This is a genomic window from Cellvibrio japonicus Ueda107 (genome assembly GCF_000019225.1).
Lineage (GTDB): Bacteria > Pseudomonadota > Gammaproteobacteria > Pseudomonadales > Cellvibrionaceae > Cellvibrio > Cellvibrio japonicus.
In genome coordinates, this window is the sequence record NC_010995.1 from 2446769 (window position 1) to 2472949 (window position 26181).

General features: G+C 51.5%; 25 protein-coding genes. 4 read left to right on the forward strand and 21 right to left on the reverse strand.

Annotation, left to right across the window (positions count from 1 at the left end; all coding sequences use genetic code 11):
* Positions 1-28: 28 nt before the first annotated feature.
* From CJA_RS10290 to gyrA, 9 genes are all read right to left on the reverse strand, one after another.
* Positions 29-1378, reverse strand: coding sequence for a phosphohexomutase domain-containing protein (locus CJA_RS10290; protein WP_012487719.1), 1350 nt, complete (start codon positions 1376-1378; stop codon positions 29-31).
* 202 nt (positions 1379-1580) lie between these two features.
* On the reverse strand, positions 1581-2246 hold the full coding sequence (gene cmk, locus CJA_RS10295) for a (d)CMP kinase (RefSeq protein WP_012487720.1): 666 nt from the start codon (positions 2244-2246) through the stop codon (positions 1581-1583).
* A 44-nt stretch (positions 2247-2290) separates the two neighbouring features.
* Positions 2291-3001 carry an orotidine-5'-phosphate decarboxylase gene (gene pyrF, locus CJA_RS10300; protein ID WP_041551439.1) on the reverse strand — a complete coding sequence of 237 codons (711 nt, stop codon included), beginning with the start codon at positions 2999-3001 and terminating at the stop codon, positions 2291-2293.
* 93 nt (positions 3002-3094) lie between these two features.
* Positions 3095-3403, reverse strand: a complete 309-nt coding sequence (locus tag CJA_RS10305; RefSeq protein WP_012487722.1) for a ComEA family DNA-binding protein — start codon at positions 3401-3403, stop codon at positions 3095-3097.
* A gap of 205 nt (positions 3404-3608) precedes the next feature.
* Complete coding sequence (cysN, locus tag CJA_RS10310; protein ID WP_012487723.1) at positions 3609-5027, reverse strand: sulfate adenylyltransferase subunit CysN; 1419 nt, start codon at positions 5025-5027, stop codon at positions 3609-3611.
* Positions 5028-5072: 45 nt separating this feature from the next.
* Positions 5073-5981 carry a sulfate adenylyltransferase subunit CysD gene (gene cysD / locus CJA_RS10315; protein ID WP_012487724.1) on the reverse strand — a complete coding sequence of 303 codons (909 nt, stop codon included), beginning with the start codon at positions 5979-5981 and terminating at the stop codon, positions 5073-5075.
* Positions 5982-6087: 106 nt separating this feature from the next.
* Positions 6088-7002, reverse strand: a complete 915-nt coding sequence (locus CJA_RS10320; RefSeq protein WP_012487725.1) for a prephenate dehydrogenase/arogenate dehydrogenase family protein — start codon at positions 7000-7002, stop codon at positions 6088-6090.
* A complete protein-coding gene (gene pheA, locus CJA_RS10325) occupies positions 7002-8111 on the reverse strand; it encodes a prephenate dehydratase (RefSeq protein WP_012487726.1) in 1110 nt (369 codons plus the stop codon). The genes CJA_RS10320 and pheA overlap by 1 nt, the downstream gene beginning before the upstream one ends.
* Before the next feature lie 40 nt (positions 8112-8151).
* Positions 8152-10803 (reverse strand): DNA gyrase subunit A, encoded by a 2652-nt coding sequence (gene gyrA, locus CJA_RS10330; protein WP_012487727.1) that lies wholly within the window; start codon positions 10801-10803, stop codon positions 8152-8154.
* Between the two features lie 312 nt (positions 10804-11115).
* Between gyrA and CJA_RS10335 the strand changes: the two genes are divergently transcribed.
* From CJA_RS10335 to CJA_RS10350, 4 genes are read left to right on the forward strand one after another with little or no spacing between them, the layout of a single operon-like run.
* Positions 11116-12459 (forward strand): TRZ/ATZ family hydrolase, encoded by a 1344-nt coding sequence (locus CJA_RS10335; RefSeq protein ID WP_049765436.1) that lies wholly within the window; start codon positions 11116-11118, stop codon positions 12457-12459.
* A gap of 32 nt (positions 12460-12491) precedes the next feature.
* On the forward strand, positions 12492-13214 hold the full coding sequence (ubiG, locus tag CJA_RS10340) for a bifunctional 2-polyprenyl-6-hydroxyphenol methylase/3-demethylubiquinol 3-O-methyltransferase UbiG (RefSeq protein WP_012487730.1): 723 nt from the start codon (positions 12492-12494) through the stop codon (positions 13212-13214).
* Positions 13215-13220: 6 nt separating this feature from the next.
* Entirely contained in the window at positions 13221-13892 is a 672-nt protein-coding gene (locus tag CJA_RS10345; protein ID WP_012487731.1) for an HAD family hydrolase, read from the forward strand.
* A 40-nt stretch (positions 13893-13932) separates the two neighbouring features.
* The gene (locus CJA_RS10350; protein WP_148209008.1) at positions 13933-14700 is read left to right on the forward strand and encodes a YciK family oxidoreductase; all 768 of its coding nucleotides are present in this window, start codon (positions 13933-13935) and stop codon (positions 14698-14700) included.
* Positions 14701-14756: 56 nt separating this feature from the next.
* Here CJA_RS10350 and CJA_RS10355 read toward each other — a convergent pair whose 3' ends face one another.
* From CJA_RS10355 to CJA_RS10410, 12 genes are all read right to left on the reverse strand, one after another.
* Positions 14757-15161: a DUF2802 domain-containing protein gene (locus CJA_RS10355; protein ID WP_148208850.1), complete on the reverse strand. Its 405-nt coding sequence runs from the start codon at positions 15159-15161 to the stop codon at positions 14757-14759.
* Between the two features lie 16 nt (positions 15162-15177).
* A complete protein-coding gene (locus tag CJA_RS10360) occupies positions 15178-15666 on the reverse strand; it encodes a chemotaxis protein CheW (protein ID WP_012487734.1) in 489 nt (162 codons plus the stop codon).
* A 157-nt stretch (positions 15667-15823) separates the two neighbouring features.
* The gene (locus CJA_RS10365) at positions 15824-16834 is read right to left on the reverse strand and encodes a chemotaxis protein CheW (RefSeq protein ID WP_012487735.1); all 1011 of its coding nucleotides are present in this window, start codon (positions 16832-16834) and stop codon (positions 15824-15826) included.
* Positions 16834-17658: a ParA family protein gene (locus tag CJA_RS10370; protein WP_012487736.1), complete on the reverse strand. Its 825-nt coding sequence runs from the start codon at positions 17656-17658 to the stop codon at positions 16834-16836. Before CJA_RS10370 ends, CJA_RS10365 begins: the two co-directional genes overlap by 1 nt.
* 223 nt (positions 17659-17881) lie before the next feature.
* A complete protein-coding gene (gene motD, locus CJA_RS10375; protein WP_012487737.1) occupies positions 17882-18766 on the reverse strand; it encodes a flagellar motor protein MotD in 885 nt (294 codons plus the stop codon).
* A 10-nt stretch (positions 18767-18776) separates the two neighbouring features.
* Positions 18777-19523, reverse strand: coding sequence for a flagellar motor protein (locus tag CJA_RS10380; RefSeq protein ID WP_012487738.1), 747 nt, complete (start codon positions 19521-19523; stop codon positions 18777-18779).
* On the reverse strand, positions 19523-20680 hold the full coding sequence (locus CJA_RS10385; protein ID WP_012487739.1) for a protein-glutamate methylesterase/protein-glutamine glutaminase: 1158 nt from the start codon (positions 20678-20680) through the stop codon (positions 19523-19525). The genes CJA_RS10380 and CJA_RS10385 overlap by 1 nt, the downstream gene beginning before the upstream one ends.
* Before the next feature lie 61 nt (positions 20681-20741).
* Positions 20742-23021 carry a chemotaxis protein CheA gene (locus CJA_RS10390; protein WP_012487740.1) on the reverse strand — a complete coding sequence of 760 codons (2280 nt, stop codon included), beginning with the start codon at positions 23019-23021 and terminating at the stop codon, positions 20742-20744.
* Positions 23022-23097: 76 nt separating this feature from the next.
* A complete protein-coding gene (locus CJA_RS10395; protein ID WP_012487741.1) occupies positions 23098-23901 on the reverse strand; it encodes a protein phosphatase CheZ in 804 nt (267 codons plus the stop codon).
* A 35-nt stretch (positions 23902-23936) separates the two neighbouring features.
* A complete protein-coding gene (gene cheY, locus CJA_RS10400) occupies positions 23937-24320 on the reverse strand; it encodes a chemotaxis response regulator CheY (RefSeq protein WP_012487742.1) in 384 nt (127 codons plus the stop codon).
* Positions 24321-24538: 218 nt separating this feature from the next.
* Positions 24539-25282, reverse strand: coding sequence for an RNA polymerase sigma factor FliA (locus CJA_RS10405; RefSeq protein ID WP_012487743.1), 744 nt, complete (start codon positions 25280-25282; stop codon positions 24539-24541).
* A gap of 49 nt (positions 25283-25331) precedes the next feature.
* A complete protein-coding gene (locus CJA_RS10410) occupies positions 25332-26156 on the reverse strand; it encodes a MinD/ParA family protein (protein WP_041551440.1) in 825 nt (274 codons plus the stop codon).
* Positions 26157-26181: the final 25 nt, after the last annotated feature.

Here is a 26181-nt window from a genome sequence, read left to right on the forward strand (position 1 = left end):
GGCAACACACACTTTACCGCATTGGCGATTAATGTCTTAACATGGCAAGCACTTCGGCAGTCTTTTGGTTAACCAACTCAAGATTACCGCGAGACTCTACATTCAGACGAACCACTGGCTCGGTATTGGACATGCGCAAATTAAATCGCCATTCCGCAAACTCCAAACTGATACCGTCTGTTTTATCCACCACCAAGGCATCAGCCACATAATGATCAAGCACTTTCTGAATAGCGGCTTTTGGATCTGTCACATGGCTATTGATTTCACCTGGGGATGGAAACTTGGCGATACGATCCTGTAACAGGAACGACAGTGTCCGGTTTTTACGGCACAGCAACTCTGCCACTAACAACCAGGGAATCATTCCACTATCACAGTAAAAGAAGTCGCGAAAATAATGGTGTGCACTCATCTCACCGCCATAAACCGCATCTTCCTCACGCATACGCTCTTTTATAAAGGCATGACCAGTTTTTGATTGTACTGCGATACCGCCTGCAGCGGTAACAACATCCTGCGTATTCCAGGTCAGGCGTGGGTCATGAATAATCTTGGCACCGGGATTTTTCAACAGGAAGGACTCTGCTAACAAACCCACAATGTAGTAACCCTCAGTGAACTCACCGCGCTCATCAAACAGGAAGCAGCGGTCAAAATCACCATCCCAGGCAATTCCCATATCAGCCTTGTGTGCAATAACGGCTTCACTGGTTGACGCACGATTCTCAACCAGCAAGGGATTGGGAATACCATTAGGGAAAGTACCATTAGGTTCATGGTGAATCTTGATAAATTCAAAAGGCAGGAATTTTTCAATAGCATCAATAACGTGGCCTGCCGCGCCATTACCGGCATTGACAACCAGCTTGAGCGGTCGGAGGTTGGCAACATCAACATAGCCCAACAAATGCTGCACATAGGCATCCAGGGTAGACTGTTGTTGATAATAACCGCGCTCGGTTGTCGCGGGGCCAAATTGATTTTCTTCCGCCAGGTACTTGATTTCATTCAAGCCGGAGTCGCCGCTAATCGGCTGGGAACCAGCGCGCACCAGCTTCATACCGTTGTAATCAATCGGGTTATGGCTTGCTGTTACTTCAATACCCCCATCTGCCTTTAAATGGCTGGTCGCAAAATAAATTTCTTCAGTGCCGGCCATGCCTATATCAACAACATTAACGCCTTCATCACGTAAACCATCACTTAATGCAGACTTGAGTGATGCAGACGTTAAACGCACATCACCGCCGACAACAACATTGCGAGGCTGTAAAAAACGCGCATAAGCGCGTCCGATCCGATAGGCGATATCCTCATTCAGCTCAGTACCCAGCTTGCCGCGAATATCATAGGCTTTGAAACAGGTCAGACTCATATCAGGTTCCGTTCTACATCGATGTTAGTGGAAGCGCCTGGAGTGGCGCGTCTATGCGCTGATCCGATGTCGGTTTTTGGGTGCGGGCATTATTATTCAGGCAGGGGCACATCAAGCCACCAGGATATCGCTGCTAAATTAATGCCAATTATTCGCCGCCCGCCAGGCTATAGCAGTATTTTTACTATTTAGTGTCAATTGGTCAACGCCGGACAATATCCAGCATGGCTGCAAAAACCTCATCGATTGTCATACGGGTACTATCGATAACCACAGCGTCTATGGCTGGTTTTAACGGAGAAACACTGCGATTGATATCCCGCTCATCACGGGCCTGGATATCGCGGATCACTTCATCACGGTTAACGAAAATACCCTTGGCAGAGAGCTGTTTACAGCGGCGATCCGCTCTCGCCTCAGCGCTGGCAGTCAGGAAAATCTTATGCTCAGCGTCGGGAAAAACCGTGGTTCCCATATCGCGCCCATCAGCCACCAGGCCAGGTATTTGGGCAAACCCGCGCTGGCGTGCCAGAAGTGCATCCCTAACCGCAGGATAGGCAGCCACTTTGGATGCTGCCATGCCAACGTCTTCCGTTCTAATCGCATCGCTAACGTGATTACCATCAAGAAAAATGCGGGTAGATTGACCATCTGTTTCAAAACGCACATCCAATGCTGCTGCGATGCGGGCAAGGCCGCTCTCATCATCAAGTTCCTGTTTTTTATTGAGCGCCGCCAATGCAACCAACCGATAAAGAGCACCACTATCGAGCAAGTGGTACCCTAATCGACTAGCCAGCATTTGGCTAAGCGTCCCCTTTCCTGAGCCACTGGGGCCATCAATCGCAATAACCGGTGCCACTACCATAAAAACCTTTAACCCTGTTAATTACGCTGAAAACTTGAGCCAGATCACACCAGATGAGCGACTGATTGCAAAATTGACTGGCAGCTTGCCATGGGATCACCTGCCTGGGTAATGGGGCGGCCAATAACCAAATAGCTACTGCCCGCCGTCAATGCCTCTGTAGGTGTCAAGGTGCGACGCTGGTCATCCGGCGGGGAATCAGGCAGGCGAATACCCGGAGTCACCAGGCAAAATTCTGTGCCGTAGAGTTGACGCATCAAGGCGGCCTCACGTGCAGAACAGACGATTCCATCAAGACCTGAAGCTTTGGTCAAATCTGCCAATAGCCTGACCTGCTCTTCTACAGAATGCGATATACCAACCCCGGCCAAGTCATTACTTTCCATACTGGTCAGTACCGTTACCCCGATTAGTAAGGGGCGCTTACCAGGGCAGCCTTCAAGAATTTCGCGCGCTGCCATCATCATTCGCTGCCCGCCGGAGGCATGGACATTGACCATCCAGACCCCCAACTCAGCAGCAGCCTTGACCGCCTTGGCTGTCGTATTGGGTATATCGTGAAATTTAAGATCCAGAAAAACCTCAAAACCAAGGCCCATTAAAGACTCAACAACCGCTGGACCACAGGCAGTAAAAAGCTCCTTGCCCACTTTAAGGCGACAATCACGGGGAGATAAGCGTTGCGCCATCGCCAGGCAATCCTGACGGTTATCGTAATCCATAGCCACAATAATGCGTGAAGCAGCAACCTGCATAGGAGTTCCCACCTGGATAAAAAAAGGCCCGGGGGTTACCCGGGCCTTCTATTAAAGCAAAAATCGCTTGGCGACGCATCTATCTTTATCAGATTAAATGCTGAGCTTAGCGCGGTTTGCTTCAAAGGTGGCTTCACCAATCCCTTTAACATCCATCAGCTGTTCAATGGTTTTGAACTTACCATTGGCATTGCGCCAGGCGATGATGGCTTCTGCCTTTTTGGTCCCAATACCTTTCAACTGTGTCAGGGTCGCCACATCCGCTGTATTAATATTAATCAGCGAATGGGCTTGTTCTGCAACAGGTTTATTGGCTGGAATTTGAGTGTCTGACGCAATTGCAATTGACTGGACACCAAGGAAAAAAACAACAGAAGAGATGAGGGAAAGAAAAGTTTTCATATAAAGTTCCTTTTACATATGTGTACATATTGTGATTAATTAAACGCACAGTCATCCAACTGCACGAACGGCATCATAGTCTCCTTAACTACGATGAAATAGCCGATATTAACGTTATTTTTTGTAGGAAAAGTCTCACACCAACTTATATTCAGTACAACAAAAAGCCCCGCATTACGGGGCTTTTTGGCAAAAACAACTTAAATTATTTGAGCAACTTACGTAAGTCCGCCGCGCCCCAATGAGGGAAATGCTTGCGAACCAGCGCATTTAACTCCAGCTCAAACTCACTGTAGTTAACCGGGGTCGTCTGCTCCGCCTGCAATTGTTCAACTACCATGCCAGCACCAACCGTGATATTGGTTAAACGGTCAACAACGATAAAGGCACCGGTAGCACGATTCTGCTGGTACTTGTCCGCGACAACAGACTGAGTCAACAGCACATCCACCAGGGCTATGTCATTAAGCTGCAAATGTGTAACCTGTGAGTGTTCCTGTGTATTAACATCAACACGGTAACCAATGGACTCTATCTGGCCACTCACCAACTTACTGGCGAACTTAAACAGATATTCACTCCCTGGCTGCATGAATTTTTCTGTCATCCACACCAGGTGGGCACGCACATGATTTGACTGCGGAACCTGGTCGCGGGCCAATACCAACATGTCGCCTCGACTGATGTCCACTTCGTCGGTTAGCGTTAGCGTGACTGCCTGACCGGTAAATGCCTCATCAAGATTAGCGTCATAGGTAACAATGGATTTCACATGACTGGTTTTCCCTGATGGCAAGACGCGTACTTCATCACCCACTTTCACAACCCCTGAGGCCACGTTGCCACAAAAGCCTCTGAAATCGAGATTGGGACGATTGACATACTGTACCGGAAAACGAAAATCCGTGTAGTTCTTGTCACCGGCAATTGGAACAGTTTCCAGGATTTCCATCAGTGTCTGCCCCTTGTACCAGGCAGACTTCTCCGAGCGATTTACAACGTTATCACCATCCAGTGCAGAGATAGGCACAAACATCACATCCTTCATTCCCAGCTTGGCTGCAAATGCCAGGTAATCAGCCTTGATGTTTTCAAACACGGATTCATTGAAATCCAGCAAATCCATTTTGTTAATAGCGACCACGATGTGCTTGATGCCTAACAGTGATGCGATATAACTATGGCGGCGGGTTTGCGTCATGACACCATGGCGCGCATCAATCAGGATAATCGCCAGATCACAGGTAGATGCACCGGTGGCCATATTGCGCGTGTACTGCTCATGCCCGGGAGTATCGGCAATAATGAATTTCCGCTTGGAGGTTGAGAAATAACGGTAAGCCACATCGATGGTAATGCCCTGCTCCCGCTCTGCTTGCAAGCCATCGACCAACAGGGCAAGGTCAATTTTCTCGCCTGTTGTACCGTGCTTGGAACTGTCAGCGCGAACAGCTTCGAGCTGATCTTCGTAGATCATTTTTGAATCGTGCAGTAAACGGCCTATCAGCGTACTCTTACCATCATCAACGCTGCCGCAAGTCAGGAAGCGCAGCAGCTCTTTTTTCTCGTGTTGCGCCAGATACGCATTAATGTCCTGGGCAATTAATTCGGATTGGTGACTCATAACGTGCTCTTGGCAATCGGTAATGTGATATTTAACAGTCGGTGATTAGAAATAGCCTTCCTGCTTTTTCTTTTCCATGGAGCCGGCGCTGTCATGGTCAATCACCCTGCCCTGGCGCTCCGATGTCGTTGTCAACAACATCTCTTGAATAATATCCGGCAAGGTTGCGGCTTCGGATTCCACTGCCCCCGTTAATGGATAACATCCCAATGTGCGGAAGCGCACCATTTTTTCCTCGATCTTCTCATCGGGGCCAATTGGCATGCGATCGTCATCGACCATGATGAGTACACCGTCGCGCTCAACCACCGGGCGTTTGGCGGCAAAATACAAGGGAACAATGGGAATACTTTCCAGATGGATATATTGCCAAATATCCAGCTCAGTCCAGTTTGACAAAGGGAATACACGGATACTTTCACCTTTATCAACACGGCCGTTGTAGATATTCCATAATTCGGGGCGCTGGTTTTTCGGATCCCAGCGATGGTTCCTGTCGCGGAAGGAATAGACCCGCTCTTTGGCACGCGACTTTTCTTCATCGCGACGAGCACCACCAAAGGCGGCATCAAAACCGTATTTATTCAACGCCTGCTTGAGTGCCTGGGTTTTCATCACATCGGTATGCTTGGCACTGCCATGGGTAAATGGACCAATGCCCATATCCACACCGTCCTGATTAATATGCACAATCAGATCCCAACCCAATTCTTTAACCCGGTGATCGCGAAACTCAATCATTTCCCGGAATTTCCAGGTGGTATCCACATGCAACAATGGAAACGGTGGTTTACCGGGATAAAAAGCCTTCATGGTGAGATGCATCATCACCGCAGAATCCTTACCAATCGAATAAAGCATGACCGGATTATCAAACTCAGCGGCCACTTCACGGATGATATGGATACTCTCAGCTTCAAGTTGCTTGAGATGAGTCAAGTTATAATTTGACATTCAATAGCTACCAGACGAAACGTTGCCCACAGGCAACAGAGTTAACAACAGTGGCCCCCAAATACAGGCTCGCCACTGTCAATCAAAGTACAACCAAATACCGCCCCTAATTCAGGCGTTTGTGCACTGCACGCTGGGCCAGCATTTGGGTAAAATCATCGCGCGCTTCCTTGGCACGACTAAAAACACGCAGCAATTGTTCACTGTCTTCATGCTCAATGCTAGCGCGCAGGCGCGATAGATTATCGATAAACAAATCCATCGACGCCAGGATGGCAGCCTTGTTCGCACGCATAATGTCATGCCACATCACCGGGTCACTGGAAGCGATACGGGTAAAATCGCGAAAACCGCCAGCGGCATAGCGAAAAATATTAGGGTTGCCAATATCCTGCGCCAGGGTATCCACCAGTGAATAGGCAATCACGTGGGGCAAATGGCTGGTTGCACCCAATACCTGATCGTGTTCCTCCACTGACATACTCAACACCTCAGCACCTACGGCTTGCCACATGGCGGTAACCTGCTGGAGATGTTCAGGTGAGCTATTTTCCAGGGGCGTTAGTATCACGCGATGATGCTCATACAAGTTAGGATTCGCTGCTGTAACCCCACTTTTCTCGGAACCGGCGATGGGATGCCCGAGGATAAATTGCGCGGGAACTTTACCAAATACAGATTCTGCAGCTTTTTGGACACTGCCTTTTACACTGGCACCATCCGTCAATGTCACGGCGGGATCGATAACCTCTTGGATTTCTTTGAGTACCGCCGTAACCGCCAAGGTTGGCACGGCAATAAAAATAATATCGCCTTTACCCAATTCACTGGCCACCTCTCGCAGTGAGGTATAGGCGCGATCGACAACACCATGGCTGATTGCATCCGCACAGGATTGCGGCGTGCGTGAAATACCGATGACTTCACGGCATGCGCCACGTTGTTTCAGGCCAGTCGCCAGGCTGCCACCAATAAGGCCTATTCCAACCACGACAAATTTGTTGATCAGCGGCCCGGACATTACATCACCGCTTTGGGATAAGACCCCAGCAATTTGAGATCAGCGCAACGAATGGATACTTCCTTCATGACTTCACTGATCAGGGGATCATCCACATGCCCTACGAAATCAATAAAGAACACATAAGTCCAGGCTCCGGTGCGCGATGGACGGGTTTCTACACGTGTCAAATCAATACCATGGCGATGGAATGGCTCCAGCAAGTTATGCAAAGCCCCGGGCTCATTGCGCATGGCGACAACAATGGACGTTTTATCCACACCACTGGACGGTACAGATTGGGCCCCAATAATCAAAAAACGCGTGGAATTATCGGGCTGGTCCTCAATTTTTTCCGCAATCATTTTCAAGCTATACAACTCAGCAGCCATAGAACCTGCAATAGCGGCGGCATTCCACTCCCCCTTGAGGCGCCTGGCTGCCTCCGCATTACTGCTTACCGCAATTCGCTCTGCCTTTGGATAGTTGGAGTCGAGCCACTTGCGACATTGGGCCAGGGATTGGGAGTGGGAATAGATGCGCGAAATACTGTTGATGTTGGTTACATCAGACACCATCAGATTGTGGTGAATACGCAGCTCAACCTCACCACAGATCTTCAGGTTGGAACCCATAAAATTGTCCAGCGTATGGTTCACTACACCTTCTGTAGAATTTTCCACGGGCACAACCCCGTAATTCACCGCACCTGCCTCTACCTCACGGAATACATCGTCGATAGCTGAAAAGGGGATGACAACTGCCGAATGCCCGAAATGTTTCAACGCTGCCTGCTGGGTAAAGGTACCTTCCGGCCCCAAATAGGCAACCTTAATAGGCTGCTCAAGCGCCAGGCAAGCTGACATGATTTCGCGAAACAGGCGCGCGATCTCCTCATTGCTGAGAGGACCGCGGTTGCGCTCCATCGCCTTGCGCAACACCTGGGCTTCTCGCTCGGGGCGATAGAACAGGATACTGGTATCGCTGGGCAAATTGGCTTTTTTAACCTCAGCCACCTGCTGGGCACATTCAGCGCGGGCGCTAATCAGGCGACCGATTTCCTCATCGATCGCATCAATTTGATCGCGCAACGCCAACAGCTTTTCCGCTTCAGTTTTTTCGGTGGACATGATGGAACCAGTGTTAATCGTAAAACGTTTTTACCAACGACTAGTCGTCAGCGGTCTCGTTATTCTGGCTATCGGCCTGGGCATCCAGGTCAATATCAGATTCATCAGAGATTTCGACATCCCCCTCTTCCGCATTGGCGAGTTCGCGCTTGGCGTTTTCGTCAGCACTTTCTTCAATGCGCTCAATACCCTGCATGCGCTCACCGTCTTTGAGCTTGATGAGGCGCACGCCCTGGGTATTACGGCTAAGCAGGGAGACCTCATCTACACGGGTGCGTACCATGGTGCCCTGATCAGAGATCAACATGATCTCTTCACCATCAAATACCTGCACCGCACCCACTAACTCACCATTGCGATCCGTGGTTTGCATACCGATAACACCCTGCGAACCACGACCTTTGGCGGGGAACTCATCTACCGGGGTGCGCTTGCCATAACCATTTTCACTGACAGTCAGTACCTGCCCTCCCGCCAGCGGAATCACCATGCCGACAATAAATTGGCCTTCGGCAATCCGTATACCGCGCACACCGCGCGAGCTACGGCCCATGGCGCGAACCTGGCTTTCACGGAAACGCGCTGCCTTGCCGCTGCTGGAGAAGAGGATAACATCGCAAGCGCCGTTGGTAACGGCAGTACCTACCAGGGTGTCACCCTCATCCAGCTCAATAGCGCGCTTGCCATTGGCACGCAGGCTCTGGAACTCGGTCAATACCGTTTTCTTCACAGTTCCCTTGCGGGTTGCCATAAAGATAAAGTGGTCATTATCGTAGGATTTTACCGGCAGGATCGAGGTAATACGCTCGCCCTCTTCCAGCGGCAAGAGGTTTACCACAGGGCGACCACGGGATTGGCGGCCCGCCTCGGGAATCATATAAACCTTAAGGGAATAGACCTTACCCACGCTGGTAAAACACAGGATAGTGTCATGGGTACTGGCGATCAGCAGGTGCTCAACAAAGTCTTCGTCTTTGACGGCTGTGGCTGATTTACCCATTCCACCGCGACGCTGTGCCTGGTAATCGGCCAACGGCTGGCTCTTGGCATAACCGCCATGGGAAATAGTCACCACACGATCTTCGACCGCAATCAGGTCTTCGGTGGTCAAATCCAGGCTGGAGGCAATAATTTCTGTGCGGCGGGCATCGCCGAAATCGGCAATGACCTGCTCAAGCTCTGCGCGAATCACTTCCATCAGGCGAATCGCATTGCCGAGAATTTCCAGGTATTCGGCAATTTCTTTGATCTTGTCATCGTACTCGGCCAGCAGCTTGTCGTGCTCCATGCCGGTTAAACGGTGCAGGCGCAAATCGAGAATGGCCTGCGCTTGCGCCGCCGACAAATAATAGCGTCCGTCGATAACACCGTAATTGCCTTCCAGATCTTCCGGGCGGCAGGCGTTATCGCCCGCGCGCTCCAAAAATGGCAACACAGAATCGGCGGCCCAACCGCGCGCTTGCAGCGATTCCTTTGCCTCAGCAGGTGAAGGCGAGCGTTTAATCAGTTCAATCACCTCATCGATATTGGCGATGGCAACCGCCAGCCCTTCGAGAATATGGCCGCGCTCGCGCGCTTTGCGCAGCAGGTACACCGTGCGGCGAGTTACCACTTCGCGACGGTGGCGAATAAACGCCTCCAGCATGTCTTTCAGGTTGAGTAGCTTAGGCTGGCCGTCATCCAGCGCAACCATGTTGACGCCGAAGGTGGTTTGCAATTGCGTTTGGGCAAACAGGTTGTTTAACAGAACATCGCCCGACTCGGTTTTCTTAACTTCGATAACAATGCGCATGCCGTCTTTGTCAGACTCGTCACGCAGCTCACTAATACCTTCAACCTTTTTCTCTTTGACCAGCTCGGCAATGCGCTCAATCAGGCGCGCCTTGTTAATCTGATAGGGGATTTCAGTAACGATAATGGTTTCACGGCCAGTCTTTGCATCGGTCTCAATCTCGGCTTTAGCACGCATTACCACACGACCACGGCCAGTGCGGTACGCTTCCACAATACCCGCACGGCCATTGATGATGGCGCCAGTCGGGAAATCAGGCCCCGGGATATACTCCATCAACTCATCGATAGTGATATCGGGATTGTCGACCATCGCCAGGCAACCGCGCACCACCTCACCCAGGTTGTGGGGCGGAATATTGGTCGCCATACCCACGGCAATCCCCGAGGAACCATTGACCAGCAGGTTGGGGATACGGGTGGGCAATACCGCAGGGATCTGCTCTGTACCATCGTAGTTGGGTACAAAATCAACGGTTTCCTTGTCCAGGTCCGCCATCAGGTCATGGGCGATCTTGGCCATACGGATTTCGGTATAACGCATGGCTGCCGCATTGTCGCCATCGATAGAACCGAAGTTACCCTGGCCATCCACCAGCATATAGCGCAAGGAGAAAGGCTGGGCCATGCGCACAATGGTGTCGTAGACGGCAGAGTCACCGTGCGGGTGGTATTTACCGATCACATCACCGACCACACGGGCAGATTTCTTGTAGGGTTTGTTCCAGTCGTTATTCAGTTCGCTCATGGCGAACAGCACACGCCGGTGAACCGGCTTAAGGCCATCGCGGACATCGGGCAGTGCACGACCGACGATTACGCTCATGGCGTAGTCGAGATAGGATTGTTTTAATTCGTCTTCGATACTGACCGGTAAAATTTCTTTGGCTAAATCACTCATGGACTAGCAATTTCCTTCATTTTTATGGGCGACAACGCAGGACGGGATTACCCTGATCAAACCCTGTACAGGTGACAACATACACAGACAGGGCTCGAACACAAAGCCGCGGATCTTACCATAAAAACAAGAAGATAAGGCCAAAAAAGCGTTTTAGGCCATGGCCCGGATGACAAGCGCAGATAAAAGGCAAAACTATGGCGCGATAGACATTCATTAACCCTTGCAATAGATCATCCGAAGCGCAAGGAAGCCCCGATAACCAAGGGCTTGGGTTATACTCGCCGCCCCCAACTGCATTCCGGACAGGCTATGACCCAGGCATCCCCGACATCTGCACCGCAAGAAATAGACCTCTTGATTAATGCCGGCTGGATTCTCCCTATAGTGCCTGCGAATACCCTGCTCGAGCACTGCGCCCTGGCCATCCATGGTGGCAGGATTATCGCACTGGTTCCGCAACAGGAGGCCGCCAAACGCTTTGAGCCTCGCCAGACCATTCATTTAAGCAACCATCTGTTGATGCCCGGCCTGGTCAATGCCCACGGCCATGCGGCAATGAGCCTATTGCGTGGCTTCGCCGACGACCAGCCACTACACACCTGGCTGAATGACTATATATGGCCTGCTGAAGGACGTTGGGTTAGCGAAGACTTCGTCAAGGACGGCACCGAACTGGCTATCGCAGAAATGATTCGCAGTGGCACCACCTGCTTCGCGGACATGTACTTCTACCCCGAGCAGGCAGCCCAAGCTTGTGCAGAAGCCCATATCCGCGCGCAGTTGGCGTTTCCCATCCTCGATTTTCCCACCGCCTGGGGAATCGGCCCGGATGAGTACCTGCACAAGGGCCTTGGCCTGCACGATAACCTGCGCGGCAGTTCATTGCTGCACGTTGCTTTCGGCCCCCATGCCCCCTACACCGTTTCCGATGCCCCCCTGCAAAAGATTGCCGTACTCTCCCAGGAAATGGATATGCCTGTTCATATCCACCTGCACGAAACCGCGCAGGAGGTGGCAGAGTCCCTGGATAAATTTGGCTGCCGCCCCAGCCAGCGACTGATGGACCTGGGTTTGCTATCACCCCTTACCCAATGCGTGCATATGACCCAGGTTGACGAACAGGATATAGGGCTCCTGCAACAGAGCGGCGCCAGTGTAATCCATTGTCCGGAATCCAATTTAAAACTGGCCAGCGGCTTCTGTCCGGTAGAGAGTCTATTGAAGGCAGACATCAATGTCGCCCTGGGCACCGATGGGGCCGCCAGCAACAATGACCTGGATCTGTTCAGTGAATTGCGCAGTGCAGCCCTGTTGGCCAAGGCAGTCGCCGGCGATGCCGCCGCACTCAATGCCCATGCCGCCCTGCGCATGGCCACCCTGAATGGCGCCAGGGCACTGGGGCTGGATGAAAAGATCGGCAGCCTTGAGCCGGGAAAGTCAGCGGATGTGATTGCGATTGATATGGGCGACCTGGAGCTGCAACCGCTCTACAATCCAGTGTCCCAGCTGGTCTACACCCATGTCGGGCAACGCGTCAGCCACGCCTGGGTTGCAGGCAAGGCACTGCTGGCTGATCGCCAGCTACAAACCCTGAATGAGCGTGAATTGCTTGGCAAAGCCAAGTGGTGGCGCAAGCAAATTGCCAATCGCTAGTCCCCCGGTATTTACCTGACGAGGAAAACAACATGAGTACAAGCCACAGCGCCAACGTTGATGCAGCAGAAATTGCCAAATTCGAAGCCCTGGCGAGTCGCTGGTGGGATAGAAACAGCGAGTTCAAGCCCTTGCATGACATCAATCCACTGCGCGCCAACTTTATCGACCAGCGCTCTCCGGTCGCCGGCAGGCAACTTCTGGATGTCGGCTGTGGCGGCGGCATATTGGCGGAGTCCCTGGCCCAGCGTGGCGCCACGGTAACAGGCATTGATATGGGCGCAGCACCACTGGCCGTAGCGCGCTTACATGCCCTCGAAAGTGGTGTGGAACTGACCTACGAACAAACCACAGCAGAAGCCAAAGCCGCACAAATGCCCTGTGCCTTCGATATTGTCACCTGCCTGGAAATGCTGGAGCATGTCCCCGACCCTGCCTCTGTTATCAAGGCCTGTGCAGACTTGGTGAAATCTGGTGGTGATGTCTATTTCTCAACCATTAATCGCAATCCTAAAGCCTATGCCTTTGCCATTGTGGGTGCAGAATATGTTTTGAAATTGCTTCCCAAGGGCACCCATGAATACGCGAAATTTATTCGTCCGTCGGAACTGGCCCAGTGGTTGCGCGCCGCCGGACTGGAACTGCAGGCCATCACAGGGATGACCTATAACCCGCTCACCAAACACTACAGGTTAAACCCCCATGATGTGAGCGTGAACTATCTGGTACACGCCAAAAAAGTGAGCGAGCAGTAAATGAAAATGAACAAGCTGCCTTTGCGCGCCGTGATGTTTGACCTGGACGGTACACTGCTCGATACAGCCCCGGATTTTGTGGTGGTCGTTAATCAGTTACTGCTTGAACAGCAGCGACCTGTGCTGCCCGATGCCACAATTCGCGCGGGCGTCTCCAATGGCTCCAAAGCACTTATCAGGCTTGCCTTTGGTATCGACGAATCCAATACTGATTTTGAGCCTTTGCGCCAACGCTTGCTGACGCTTTATCTGCAACACATAGCAGTTCACACCAAACCCTTCCCCGGTATTGAGCCTCTTCTTGAAAAAATTGCCGAACACCAACTGGCCTGGGGAATTGCAACCAACAAACCCGAGGCTTATACCACACCGCTGATGGATGCGTTGAATATCCGCCCCGCTCCCGCCAGTGTTATTTGCCCAGAGCATGTCCAACGCAGTAAACCAGACCCCGAGTCGATGTTCCTGGCGGGGAAGCATTTAGGATGCGAACCGCAACAAATCATTTTTATTGGCGATCACAAGCGCGATATCGACTGCGGCAGGGATGCAGGCAGCATCACCATTGCCGCTGCCTATGGCTATGTCGATGAAGGCGATGATCCCACCCAATGGAATGCGGATTACTGCGTAAACCATGCTGATGAAATCTGGCCAATTATCCAGCAATACCTTTGATCGCAGGCCATCGGCACCAACACTGATTGAGATTTCTGTTATGCAACCTGTCCCCCTGCAATTGCCCGAAGGCTTTGCGCTCACCGCCGAATCCCTTTCACAAAAAGTTATCCTGGTTACCGGCGCCGGCGATGGTATCGGCAAAGTCGCCGCGACAACCTTTGCCCGCTGCGGAGCGACGGTCATACTCGCTGGCCGCACACTTGGTAAATTGGAACAGGTCTACGACAACATAGAATCTGCCGGACATCCACAAGCCGCGCTATTCCCGATCAATTTCGAACATGCCGTAGAGCAGGATTACGATGCGCTGTGCAATGCGCTCTTCGATACCTTCGGCCGACTGGATGGCATATTGCACAATGCTGCCGACCTGGGCGAGCGTACCCCCATCAGTAATTATTCTCTTGGTGCCTGGCAGCGCTGTATGCAGGTTAATGTCAACGCGCCCTTTATGCTAACCCGCGCCTTATTGCCATTACTGGAAAAATCCCCTTCAGCCAGCGTGTTATTCACCAGCTCCAGTGTGGCCTTTAACGGACGTGCGTATTGGGGTGGATATGCTGCATCAAAAGCGGCCCAGGAAAACCTGATGCAAACCCTGGCGGACGAGCATGAAGGTATTAGCAGGATTCGCTTTAACAGCATTAACCCCGGCGGTACCCGCACTCGCATGCGGGCCAAGGCCTATCCGGCAGAAGACCCAACCAGCATCAAAGCACCTGATGCATTAATGCCAGCCTATGTCTATTTATTAGGAGATCAATCAGCGGGAACGAGTGGAGTATCCTTCCAGTACAGGGCGTAAACACCAAAAGGACTATCAAGAAAACAAAGGGGCCATCAGGAAAAGAAAAAGAGTGGCTACGAACCACTCTTTTGCATCACTTCCAACAACGACGCTTCGGCGCGAGACAGGCCACAACGGCGCGCCACCTCGTCTGCATCCAACCCCAGTTTAAAAAGCTGGGCTGCCTGGGCATAAGGCTGGAACTCTTCATCCTGATAATAATCAGGTTTTTCCGTTTTGGGTTGGGCCTCGGTAACCTGAAGGCGTTTCTCCATTGCCAACAGGCGCTGCCCCATTCCCACCGAACCGCTGCTGGATGCGGCTACCTCACGGGTTAAACGCTGGAGCAATCGCTCTGTCTCATGGGCTTGATGGCGCACCTGCTTTACACAGTAGAGTGCCAGCAGCAATGCCAGCAAGCTCAGCGCCAAACATCCCAGCAAACTCCACTCCAGCAAACCCCATGCCTGTATTGTCATGACCACTGTAACTAACTCAGATATCTTCCAACTCTGACCATTCTTCACTGGTCAGCAGTTTGTTGAGGTCAATCAGAATCAACAATTCATTGTTCTTGTGGCAGACCCCCTGGATAAATTTGGCACTTTCCTCATTGCCAACATTAGGCGCCATTTCAATTTCGGATTGGCGCAGGTAAACCACCTCCGCCACACTGTCTACCAGAATACCGATGACGTGGCGATCCGTTTCAATAATAACGATGCGGGTATTATCGGTAACCTCGCCACTGGGCAGGTTGAAGCGATGGCGGGTATCAATAACCGTGACAACGTTACCGCGCAGGTTAATAATCCCCAGTACATAAGACGGTGCACCAGGTACTGGAGCAATTTCTGAGTAGCGCAAAACCTCTTGCACCTGCATCACATTGATACCGTAAGTTTCACCATCCAGGCGGAAAGTAACCCACTGGAGTACGGGATCATCAGTTGTTGTTTTATTGTTTGCGATATCTTTGGCCATGCTCGGTATCCTCTAGGCCCCTGCCCGGGGGCGACACTTAAAACGGGCATCATCAGCTAAAACAGGCACATAAGCCAGGCAATGCTGGCACTGTAATTTTCAGACTTACTAACTATAGCCAAGCGATGCGCTACCGCCAGCCAGTATTGCTGGTGACTTAATGGGTAGCGGCAGGCCGGAAATTTTTATCGGCATCAATCAGCATTTGGCCAATCCGCGGAATATCCAGCAGCGCACACATATGCTCCTTGACGGTACCGGCCAACCAGGGACGCTTGCTGCGATCCCCACGCCATTTCACATCATCCGGGTGCAAGCTAATCGGTTGGTTCACAGAGTCAACCGCCAGCCCCCAGGGCACACCGTTAATCGAAACAACGTACTTTGCTGTAGCAAGAAAGTTTTCATCGTAACGCTCAGGCATTACGAACCTGGCCGTGTTAACGGTGCGGATTTTACCGGCACTGGTAGGTTGCAACCCCATAAACCAATCTGCCTGGCCAAAAAGCGGGGTTAGCTCATCGGTCAGGGGCTGTATCTGCCCCAATGAAATCAATGGAACCGCCAATGTCAATCCCGACACCGAAAACAGCAGCACATCAAAACGGGATTGCGCCCATAGCGGGCGGCCATTGTCTAACCACTCAACACCCTCCAGTTGATAGGCAGCCCGCTGCTCTTCCACAGCGACCGCAGAAGCAAGCTGATCACCTGCCTGGTTCTCAGGGATACCGACATCCCACGCCTGGATTTCATCCGGGCGTTCCTGAAAAGCGGTAACCGTTTGCGGCTGTACGGGTTGCTCTGCTACAGCAGTTTCAGTTGTTGAATCGATTAATAGCCGGGTGCGAGCAGATTGAAACAGCTTCTCCAGTTTTTGCATTTGCTCAGGGGAGGCCGCTGAGGTTTCAGGCTCCCCATATACGGGTGCCGGTGTTACCAACGGCGGGGCGACAACCAAATTCGGCTTTGGAGAACTGGAGGATGCTTTATCCGCTGAGGATTTTCCGGCAGGACTTTTTTGCGGTAAGGCCACAACACGTGCAACACCCGCTGCCAACTTTGGCTGAAGCGTCAGGGACTGCACCATATATTCGGATTCATCTCCACCCAATAACTCATCAAAATAACTGGCGAGGCTGTCCTGGGGTGCTTTGATATCTGCCATCAACCCACCCCCGCTGTATTCGCCGGTGCTGCTGCGTCGGCTTGCTCCTGTGTCAACAGGGATTTTTTAAGCCACGTCCAAAGCGAGGAATAGGCATCCACACCACGAGCAGCAGAGTCAAACAGATGCGGAGGGACACCCGCTTTGCTCGCATCGCGAAAACGGGTATCTACAGGAATATGGCCGGCCCAGGTATGCTCGGGATAGGTATTGCGAATCGTGCGCAAGCTGGTCACAGAGGCCTGCGTACGACGATCAAACATAACCGGCACGATACTGTAATACAGCGGTTTTTTGCGTGAACGCGACATCATCGACAAGGTATTTACCATTTTCTCCAAACCCTTGAGTGCCAGGAACTCTGTTTGTACCGGCACAACCAACCACTGGCAAGCGGCCAGGGCATTGATCATCAATACCCCTAACAAAGGCGGTGAATCGATAATGACATAATCATAATCCTCCCGGATCTGCGCCAGGGCTCGCTGGATAACCAACCCCATACCATCTTGCCCTATGGCTTGACGCTCAAGGGTGGCCAGAGCCGTTGTGGCAGGCAGTAAATCCAGGTTGGGAAAGTCCGTTGGCTTAATTAAGCGCCGGACAGATTCACGGGTAAGGCTCTTACGCTCCTGGAATAGCGTATAACTGCTAAGTTCCTGAACGTCGGGGTCTTGACGGAAATAGGTAGAAAGCGAGCCATGCGGATCGAGGTCCAGCAGTAGCACACGCTGCCCTTCTGCAGCAATCAAGCCGCCCAAGGCAACGCTGGAGGTGGTTTTACCCACACCACCCTTTTGATTTGCTACGGCTATTACACGCACAGGTTAATCCTCGCCTGCGTCAAGGTTCAGGCAGTATTGAATGGCACACATTAACAGTCTAGCAAGCTCTATGCCTACTCTCCTTAACAAAATCAAACTCTTAGCCAGGATAGCTAAAGCGAAACCTGATCCAGGTTAATTCCGCTAAACCCCCTGGAAAACTTACGGGGGAATAAAAGTTTAGCAGTTGTACAGGTAAGCAGAGGTGTAAAGCGCAAGGCAACTATTGTCCGTTTGGCGGCAGGCCCGGCCCGGAAGAGGAGGGAATAATAGATTCAGTGCGCGCCTGGGGACGCTCCATTTTACGCTTGGCTACCATGATGGCTACCCGTCGATTCTGGGCGCGCCCCTCGGGTGTCGCATTGGATGCAACAGGCTGGAACTCCCCATAACCCACCGCCGCCAAGCGCTCGGGTGCTATGCCCTTACTGGCCAGTATCTTCACAATCGCACTGGCGCGTGCGCTGGATAGTTCCCAATTGGTGGGATACCTGGCACTGTTAATCGGCACATTATCGGTAAATCCTTCAACCTGTATAGGATTCGAATAGTTTTTCAGTATCCGGGAGATCTCATCAAAAATCACCATGGCCTGGGCACTGGGATCTGCATTACCGGAAGCAAATAAAATACTGTCTTTCAATTCAATTTGTAGCCACAGTTCATTACTGGAAACCTGAATTAATTGCTCATCGATCAATTGGCTGAATTTTTCAGTCACCAAATCTGAAATCTGGGCCAGTTCATCGCTGGTTTTAACGGGCTTTTCCAGCTGCGGGGTTGTATCCTTGGGGGCCTGATCACTGATGATTGGAACCTGCTCATCATTGGTGACCTGTTCAACGGCTGTTTTCCCCAGATCCACAGGGGTAATAACATCATTGGACGGGGTTAGTTGCGCGGCTGGCTCCTGATTGGATTGAATATCGGTGGTTGGTTTAAAAGCCTGTACAAAGGTTTGTGAAAGAACCCGGTATTTACTTTCACTAACCTGGGATATGGAATACATCACCACAAAAAATGCAAACAACAAGGTAATGAAGTCTGCGTAGGACACCAGCCAACGTTCATGGTTTACATGTATGTCTTCGCGACGACGGCGCGGCATGACAGGACTCTCAATGAGGGTGTAAATAACCGTTGAGCTTCATTTCGATCGAGCGGGGATTTTCGCCATCTGCAATCGCTATGATCCCCTCGATAATCAGCTCACGGTATTGGCTATTTTCATTCACACACATACGCAATTTGTTGGCGATGGGGATCAATAGCAAGTTGGCTAGCGCAACACCATAAATGGTGGCAACAAAAGCTACTGCAATGCCGGGCCCGAGTGTAGAGGGATCAGCCAGGTTATTCATCACATGGATCAACCCCATGACCGCACCAATAATGCCGATAGTCGGCGCATACCCGCCCATGGACTCATAGAATTTGATCGCATCCAGGTCGCGCTGCTCATCGACGATCATATCGGTTTCCAGCACACGGCGGATAACTTCCGGCTCATTGCCATCAACCAGCAATTGCAAACCTTTTTTGGCGAACTTGTCTTTCTCACGCTCGGATACAGATTCAAGCCCCAGTAAACCATCTTTACGCGCAGCGGCCGCCCAGCGGGAAATATTATTGACGCCCTGTTTGAATGGCACATAAGGAGGTTTAAATACCCATCCTAGAATTTTAAGCGCACGCCTCAAACTATTTTTGGGGGTTTGCAATATAGCAGCGCCCAGAGTACCGCCAATAACAATAAACGCAGCCGGACCATTGACCAGCGTAGACAGGCCTCCCCCCTCCATCAGATTGCCACCAATAATGGCGGCAAATCCAATAATCACGCCGATAATGCTGAGCACATCCATTACATCACCTCACGCACCAGACGTGGACCAATTTCCTTCAGGCTTAACACCTTGTCAGTCAAGCCTGCCTTGGCAACCGCCATGGGCATACCGTAAATCACACAACTGGCTTCATCCTGTGACCAGATTGCTGAACCACTCTCTTTCAATAAGCGCGCCCCTTGGCAGCCGTCTGACCCCATCCCTGTCAATACGACACCAAGCACTTTATCGCCAAAGGCATTGGCTGCTGAGCCGAAGGTAATATCCAATGAGGGCTTGTAATTGATGCGATCATCGTCGGCAAGAATCCTGACACAACCGTTGTTGCGCTTATCCAGCATCAATTGCTTACCGCCTGGGGCAAGCAATGCCAAGCCCGGCTCCAGTAAATCGCCTTCTATCGCCTCGCGCACACGGATATGGCATTGCTTGTTTAAACGCTCTGCAAATGCCTTGGTAAAGTTTTCTGGCATGTGCTGCACTAATACGATGGGCAATGGGAAATTAGCCGGCAAGGTGGTCAACACTTCTCCCAATGCAACAGGTCCACCGGTCGATGCGCCAATTACCAGGATTTTAGGCTGCCTTTTAAGGCGGTAGCTATCGTTTACTCCGGGTTTTGCAGAAACGGAAGAGTGATGCGAATAACCACTGCCCGCCGAGGAAATGCTGGTAGAGCGCGCCAGGGCGGAAGTGGCCGCACTGGTCGCTGATGGCGTTGGCGCCATCACCGGCGCTTTCGTATCCGTTGTATAGTCCGTCGATGGCAGGCGCACAGAAGAACCTGCCAAGGTCAATAAACGCTCATGGAGTTTTTGCTTGAGCGCAGCAGAATTCCGCGATACCTCCGCAAAATCCTTGGGAATAAAATCCAATGCACCTGCTGCCAAGGCATCCAGGGTTACCTTGGCCCCCTCATAGGTTAGCGAGGAGAACATCAAAATAGGTACCTTTCGATGTGCCATGATATGGCGGATAGCCGTCACACCATCCATAACCGGCATTTCGAAATCCATAGTGATGATATCCGGCTTTAATTCCGCTGCCTTATCCACGGCTTCGCGGCCATTACTGGCGATACCAATCACCTTCAGGTCGGGATGCTCATTAATTATTTCTTTCAGGCGATGCTGAAAAAAATTGGAATCATCAACAACTAATACCCTGACAGGCATTGATTGTACTCCGCAGCACGGGCTGCTTGCCAAGCGTATCAGTGCTTACCGATACGCAACATTAACTGTGTCCCCAACTGGTTGAACCGCGCGCATAGCGTCGCAGCAAGCTGGGAATATCAAGAATCAAGGCGATAGTGCCGTCACCCGTAATGGTAGCGCCCGCCATACCGGGAGTCCCTTGCAGCATTTTCCCCAAGGGTTTGATGACAACCTCCTCCTGGCCAATCAGCTGGTCGACAACAAACCCGACCCGGCGAGTGCCCACGGTGACAATCACCACATGAGCGTTGTCGGGATGCTCACCATAAGCGCCTTTCACTAGCCAGTCTTTCAGGTAAAACAAGGGAATAGCCTGGTCGCGAATCGCAATACAATCCTGGCCATCCACCACATGGGATTTAGTGAGATCCATGTGGAAAATTTCATTCACGCTAACGAGTGGGAAGGCAAAAGTCTGCCCCCCCAGCATAAACATTAAGGTGGGCATAATAGCCAGCGTCAACGGCACTTTAATTACAAAGCGCGTTCCCTTACCCAACTCGGATTTAATTTCTACGGTACCGTTCAGTTGGGCAATTTTGGTTTTCACCACATCCATGCCCACACCGCGACCGGACACATCAGAAATTTCTTTTTTGGTAGAAAATCCCGGTGCAAAAATCAGGTTATATGCTTCCGTATCCGACAGGCGGTTCGCTGTGTCTTCATCAAACATGCCTTTTTCTACGGCAATACGACGCAGCCTTACAGGGTCCATACCCGCACCATCATCACTGATGGACAACAGGATATGGTCACCTTCCTGTTCAGCCGCGAGCACTACCTGCCCGGTGCGAGGCTTGCCATTTGCTTCGCGCACATCGGGGAATTCTATACCGTGGTCAACCGAGTTACGCACCAGGTGTACCAAAGGATCAGCCAGTGCTTCTACCAGGTTTTTATCAAGGTCTGTTTCTTCACCCACCAATTCCAGGTTAATTTCCTTGCGCAGGCTGCGCGCAAGATCACGAACCACGCGCGGAAAACGGCCGAATACTTTTTTAATCGGCTGCATGCGGGTTTTCATCACTGAGGTTTGCAGATCGGCAGTGACAACATCAAGGTTAGCCACTGCTTTAGCAAGGGCCTCATTGTTGGATGAACTGCCCAGGCGCACCAACCGATTGCGCACCAGCACCAGTTCACCCACCATATTCATGATGTCATCCAGGCGCTGGGTATCCACACGGACCGTAGTTTCTACTTGCGGTGCATCAGCTGCAGCCGCCGCAGGCTTAGCAGGTTCGACTTTTTTACCTGTGTCCCTGTCAGGTTCGGATTTAGCCGGTTTAACCTCTGGAGCGACTGTGGATGATGCCTTTACCGGTGCAGGTTTGTTAATCGCAGGGGCAGCAACAGATGCAGCGCTTGCGTTTGCTTCTGAACTGGGCCCCTTGCCTTTACCGTGCAATTGATCCAGCAAAGCCTCAAACTCATCTTCGTTGATGGCATCGGAACCGATTGTTTCCGGTGCTGGAGCAGATACAGTCGATACTGAAGATGCCACCGGAACTGCCGGAGCAGCTGCCACCGCCGGTGAAGTACCGGGCCCCTTCCCTTTTCCATGCAATTGATCGAGAAGCGCTTCAAATTCATCTTCGGTGATTTCATTACCGGACGCGGGTGTATTGGCGACAGGCGCAGGTGCTGGTACAACAACACCAGGCCCTTTTCCCTTGCCATGCAACTGGTCGAGTAATGACTCGAACTCCTCTTCCGTGATTTCATCGCTACTGGCAGTCACCGCAGCAGCAGGTGTAGATGGATTGGCAGGTGTTCCGGTAATTGCATCCAGTAATTGTTCAAACTCTTCGTCGGTAATGTCGCCTTCAGCTACCGGTGCTGCTTTTCCCTGAGCCGGAGAAGGTGCAGGCGTAACCACCGATGCCGGTGCAACTTCCACCAGATCAGCACAAGAAACCAAACGCTCAAGTGCAGCAATTAAAGTCGGATCAACCGGAGGCAATGCCTCACGTTGGGAAACCAGCTCAAACTGCTGGTTTACCATGTCCAGTGCCTGTAGCACCACATCCATTAATTCAGACGTGACTGTGCGCTTTCCGTTGCGCAATATATCGAACAAATTCTCGGTGACGTGACAGCATTCCACCATAGGAGTAAGTGACAGAAAACCTGCGCCGCCCTTAACCGTGTGGAACCCACGGAAGATGGCATTGAGCAGGTCTTTATCTTCAGGTCGCTGTTCAAGGTCTACCAGCTGCTGGTTAAGGCGTTCGAGAATTTCACCCGCCTCTACCAGAAAGTCCTGAAGAATATCTTCGTCGTCACCAAAACTCATTCATTGTTCCTCATAACCCTGATTTGTGTTGCTCCGCTTATGGCGAGGCTTATTGAAACCCGACCAGGGTGGGATATTAAAAGCCCAGGCTCGATAAGAGGTCATCTACCTCATCCTGCCCGGAAACTACATCGGCACGTTCTTTATTTATTTGAGGGCCTTCCGGCTCGGTTTTACGTTTTTGAACGATCAGGCGATCCTGCTCATCCTGTTCAACATCATTGACCAGGCCCGTAACCTCCTCCACCTGTCCCGCAATACGAACCAGGGTAACCAGGTCTTTTTCAACATCATTGATCAAACCAATGACTCGCTTAAGTACCTGGCCAGTGAGATCCTGAAACCCCTGCTCCAAAACGATATCTTGCAAATTCTTACTGAGCTGTCCGGTACCCGTGACCATTTGCCCAAGGAAACCGTCCATGCGCTCATAGAGCTGGCGGAATTCATCGGCGGTCATCTCGCGACGCTTTAAACGCGCCCACTCAGTACGCAAACTGGATGCTTCTTGCCCCAGGTTCATTGCAATGGGGGCGGCCTCATCAACCATATCCATGGTTTTTTCCGCCGCCTTTTGCGTTAATTCCATAACGTAATTCAAGCGATTGGTAGCGTCATGGATATCGGAGTTGGCAATTTTGGGAGGTTCTTTGCTCAGGTCGGCATCAACATTGAAATTGACAATAGCATCGTGCAAACCGCGGGTAAGGCGCCCGACAGATTGGAAGATATGCTGATCCCGGGTTTTGGTCAGCGCCTGGATCAGTATCGAGGCCGCCTCATAGTCACTATGGTGCAACTTGTCAGCGAGGAGCTTGGCGCATTCTTTCAGCTCCGAAATAAACTCGGTATGGGCAGATACATGAATGTCGGATGCCATTGCAGTGCCTTAATGTATTGTTGGTGTGCGACAGGCTAGCCTACGCGATCAAAAATCTTCTCGATTTTTTCTTTGAGCGCCTGTGCAGTAAACGGCTTGACCACATACCCATTAACGCCAGCCTGGGCTGCTTCAATGATTTGGTCGCGCTTGGCTTCTGCGGTGACCATCAACACTGGCAGGCTGCGCAATTTTTCATCTGCGCGCACTGCTTTAAGCAAATCAATACCTGTCATTCCCGGCATATTCCAGTCGGTTACCAAAAACTGGAAATCACCATTTTTCAGCATTGGCAGCGCTGTAACACCATCATCTGCTTCATGGGTATTGGAGAACCCCAAATCGCGCAGCAGATTTTTAATAATCCGTCGCATTGTCGAAAAGTCATCAACAATCAGGATTTTCATGTTCTTATCCAATGCAACCTCCACTCACCCTGGCGGGAAATTCGTTTATTCATAGTCTAGTCGGCGTTGACACTTAGGCCAGCCACGCTGGCGGAAAATATCAACTTTTGCTGCCAATCATAGCCCAAAACCTCTCGGCAGTAGCCCGGTTTGCCATCTTTACACCTGTTGAACCAGGCGACTGCACACTTTTCCATCAAACTGCATTGCCCCTGTGCAAACCGCATTGTTCAGGGATTGTGCCAAGCCGTCATTTTTTGCCGCAAACGCGCCGCTGCCTGGCTGTGAATCTGGCTGATGCGGGACTCACTCACACCTAATACCAAACCGATTTCCTTCAGGTTTAGCTCTTCATCGTAGTAAAGCGCCAGCACCAGGCGCTCACGTTCGGGCAACAAGGCGATAGCATCCGCCAGCGCACGTTTCAGGCCATCCCGCTGGATACTCTCTAATGGACTGGCAAAGACACTGCTGTGATCAGAGCCATCAATATTGCTGTCCTCTTCCCCGAAGGTTTCTTCGTAGCTAAACAGGCGACTGCCGGAGGAGTCCTGCAGCATTTGATAATACTCATCAAGGCCGACATCCAGTTCAGCCGCAATTTCTGTGTCACTGGCATCGCGCCCCGTGCGCGCCTCGACGGCGGCCATGGCCTGTGAAATACGCCGACCATTGCGATGTACGGAGCGAGGAGCCCAGTCACCACGGCGCATTTCATCGACAATAGCCCCGCGAATACGAATACCCGCATAGGTTTCAAAACTGGCCCCGCGCGAGGCATCATATTTTTGTGAGGCTTCGATCAGGCCGATCATGCCGGCCTGGATAAGGTCTTCCACCTGCACCGAGGCAGGCATACGCAGCATCATGTGGTAAGCAATGCGCTTTACCAAAGGCGCATAGTCTTCGACATTGATGGGATTATCGAGAAACTGCTTCTTATCGTACATGGTTAAACCGTTGACTGCGGCCATTACCCAGCACCTTCATAACTCGCACGCTTCAATTGACTCCGAGTACCGGCTAGCGCGCATTGGCAGCGAGCAGCAAGCGCTCGACGAAAAACTCCAGGCGACCGGTAGGAGAGCTTGGCAATGGCCAGCGATCCACCACCTGGGCAAGGTTGCGAATCGCTACCGCAGCCTTCGAGGCAGGGGCAAATTCCAGCAACGCTTTTTGTTTTTGCACGGCTTTACGTACGTTTTCATCAAAGGGAACCTGCCCAACGAATTGCAAGGTTACATCCAGAAAACGCTCACAGACACTATTGAGCTTATTGAACATATTCTGGCCTTCTGCCGCAGTGCGAGTCATGTTAGCGACCACGCGAAAACGCATCATGCCGTATTCTTTATTGAGCAACTTGATCAGGGCATAGGCATCGGTAATAGAAGATGGCTCATCACAAACCACAATAACGACTTCATTGGCGGCGCGTACAAAACTGATGACGGTATCGGAAATACCCGCTGCCGTATCTATCACCAATACATCAACTTGATCAGATAACTCATTGAAAGCATTAATTAATCCAGCATGCTCGGCAGCGCTGAGCTCCGCCATACGCTGGACACCAGAAGACGCGGGTACAATTTTGACACCGCCAGGCCCGGTTACCAGGACTTCGCTCAGGCTATGGGTGCCTGCCAGTACATCAGCCAGGGTATGAGTGGCCTTGATGCCCAGGAGCACATCGACATTGGCCAGCCCCAGATCAGCATCCAGCAACACTACGCGGCGGCGCATCTCTGCCAGGGCAATACTCAGATTGACAGAGATATTACTCTTGCCTACCCCGCCTTTTCCGCCGGAGACCGCGATCACTTGTACTGGCCGCATTTGACTCATCACTCTTGACCCATCAAGGTTTAAA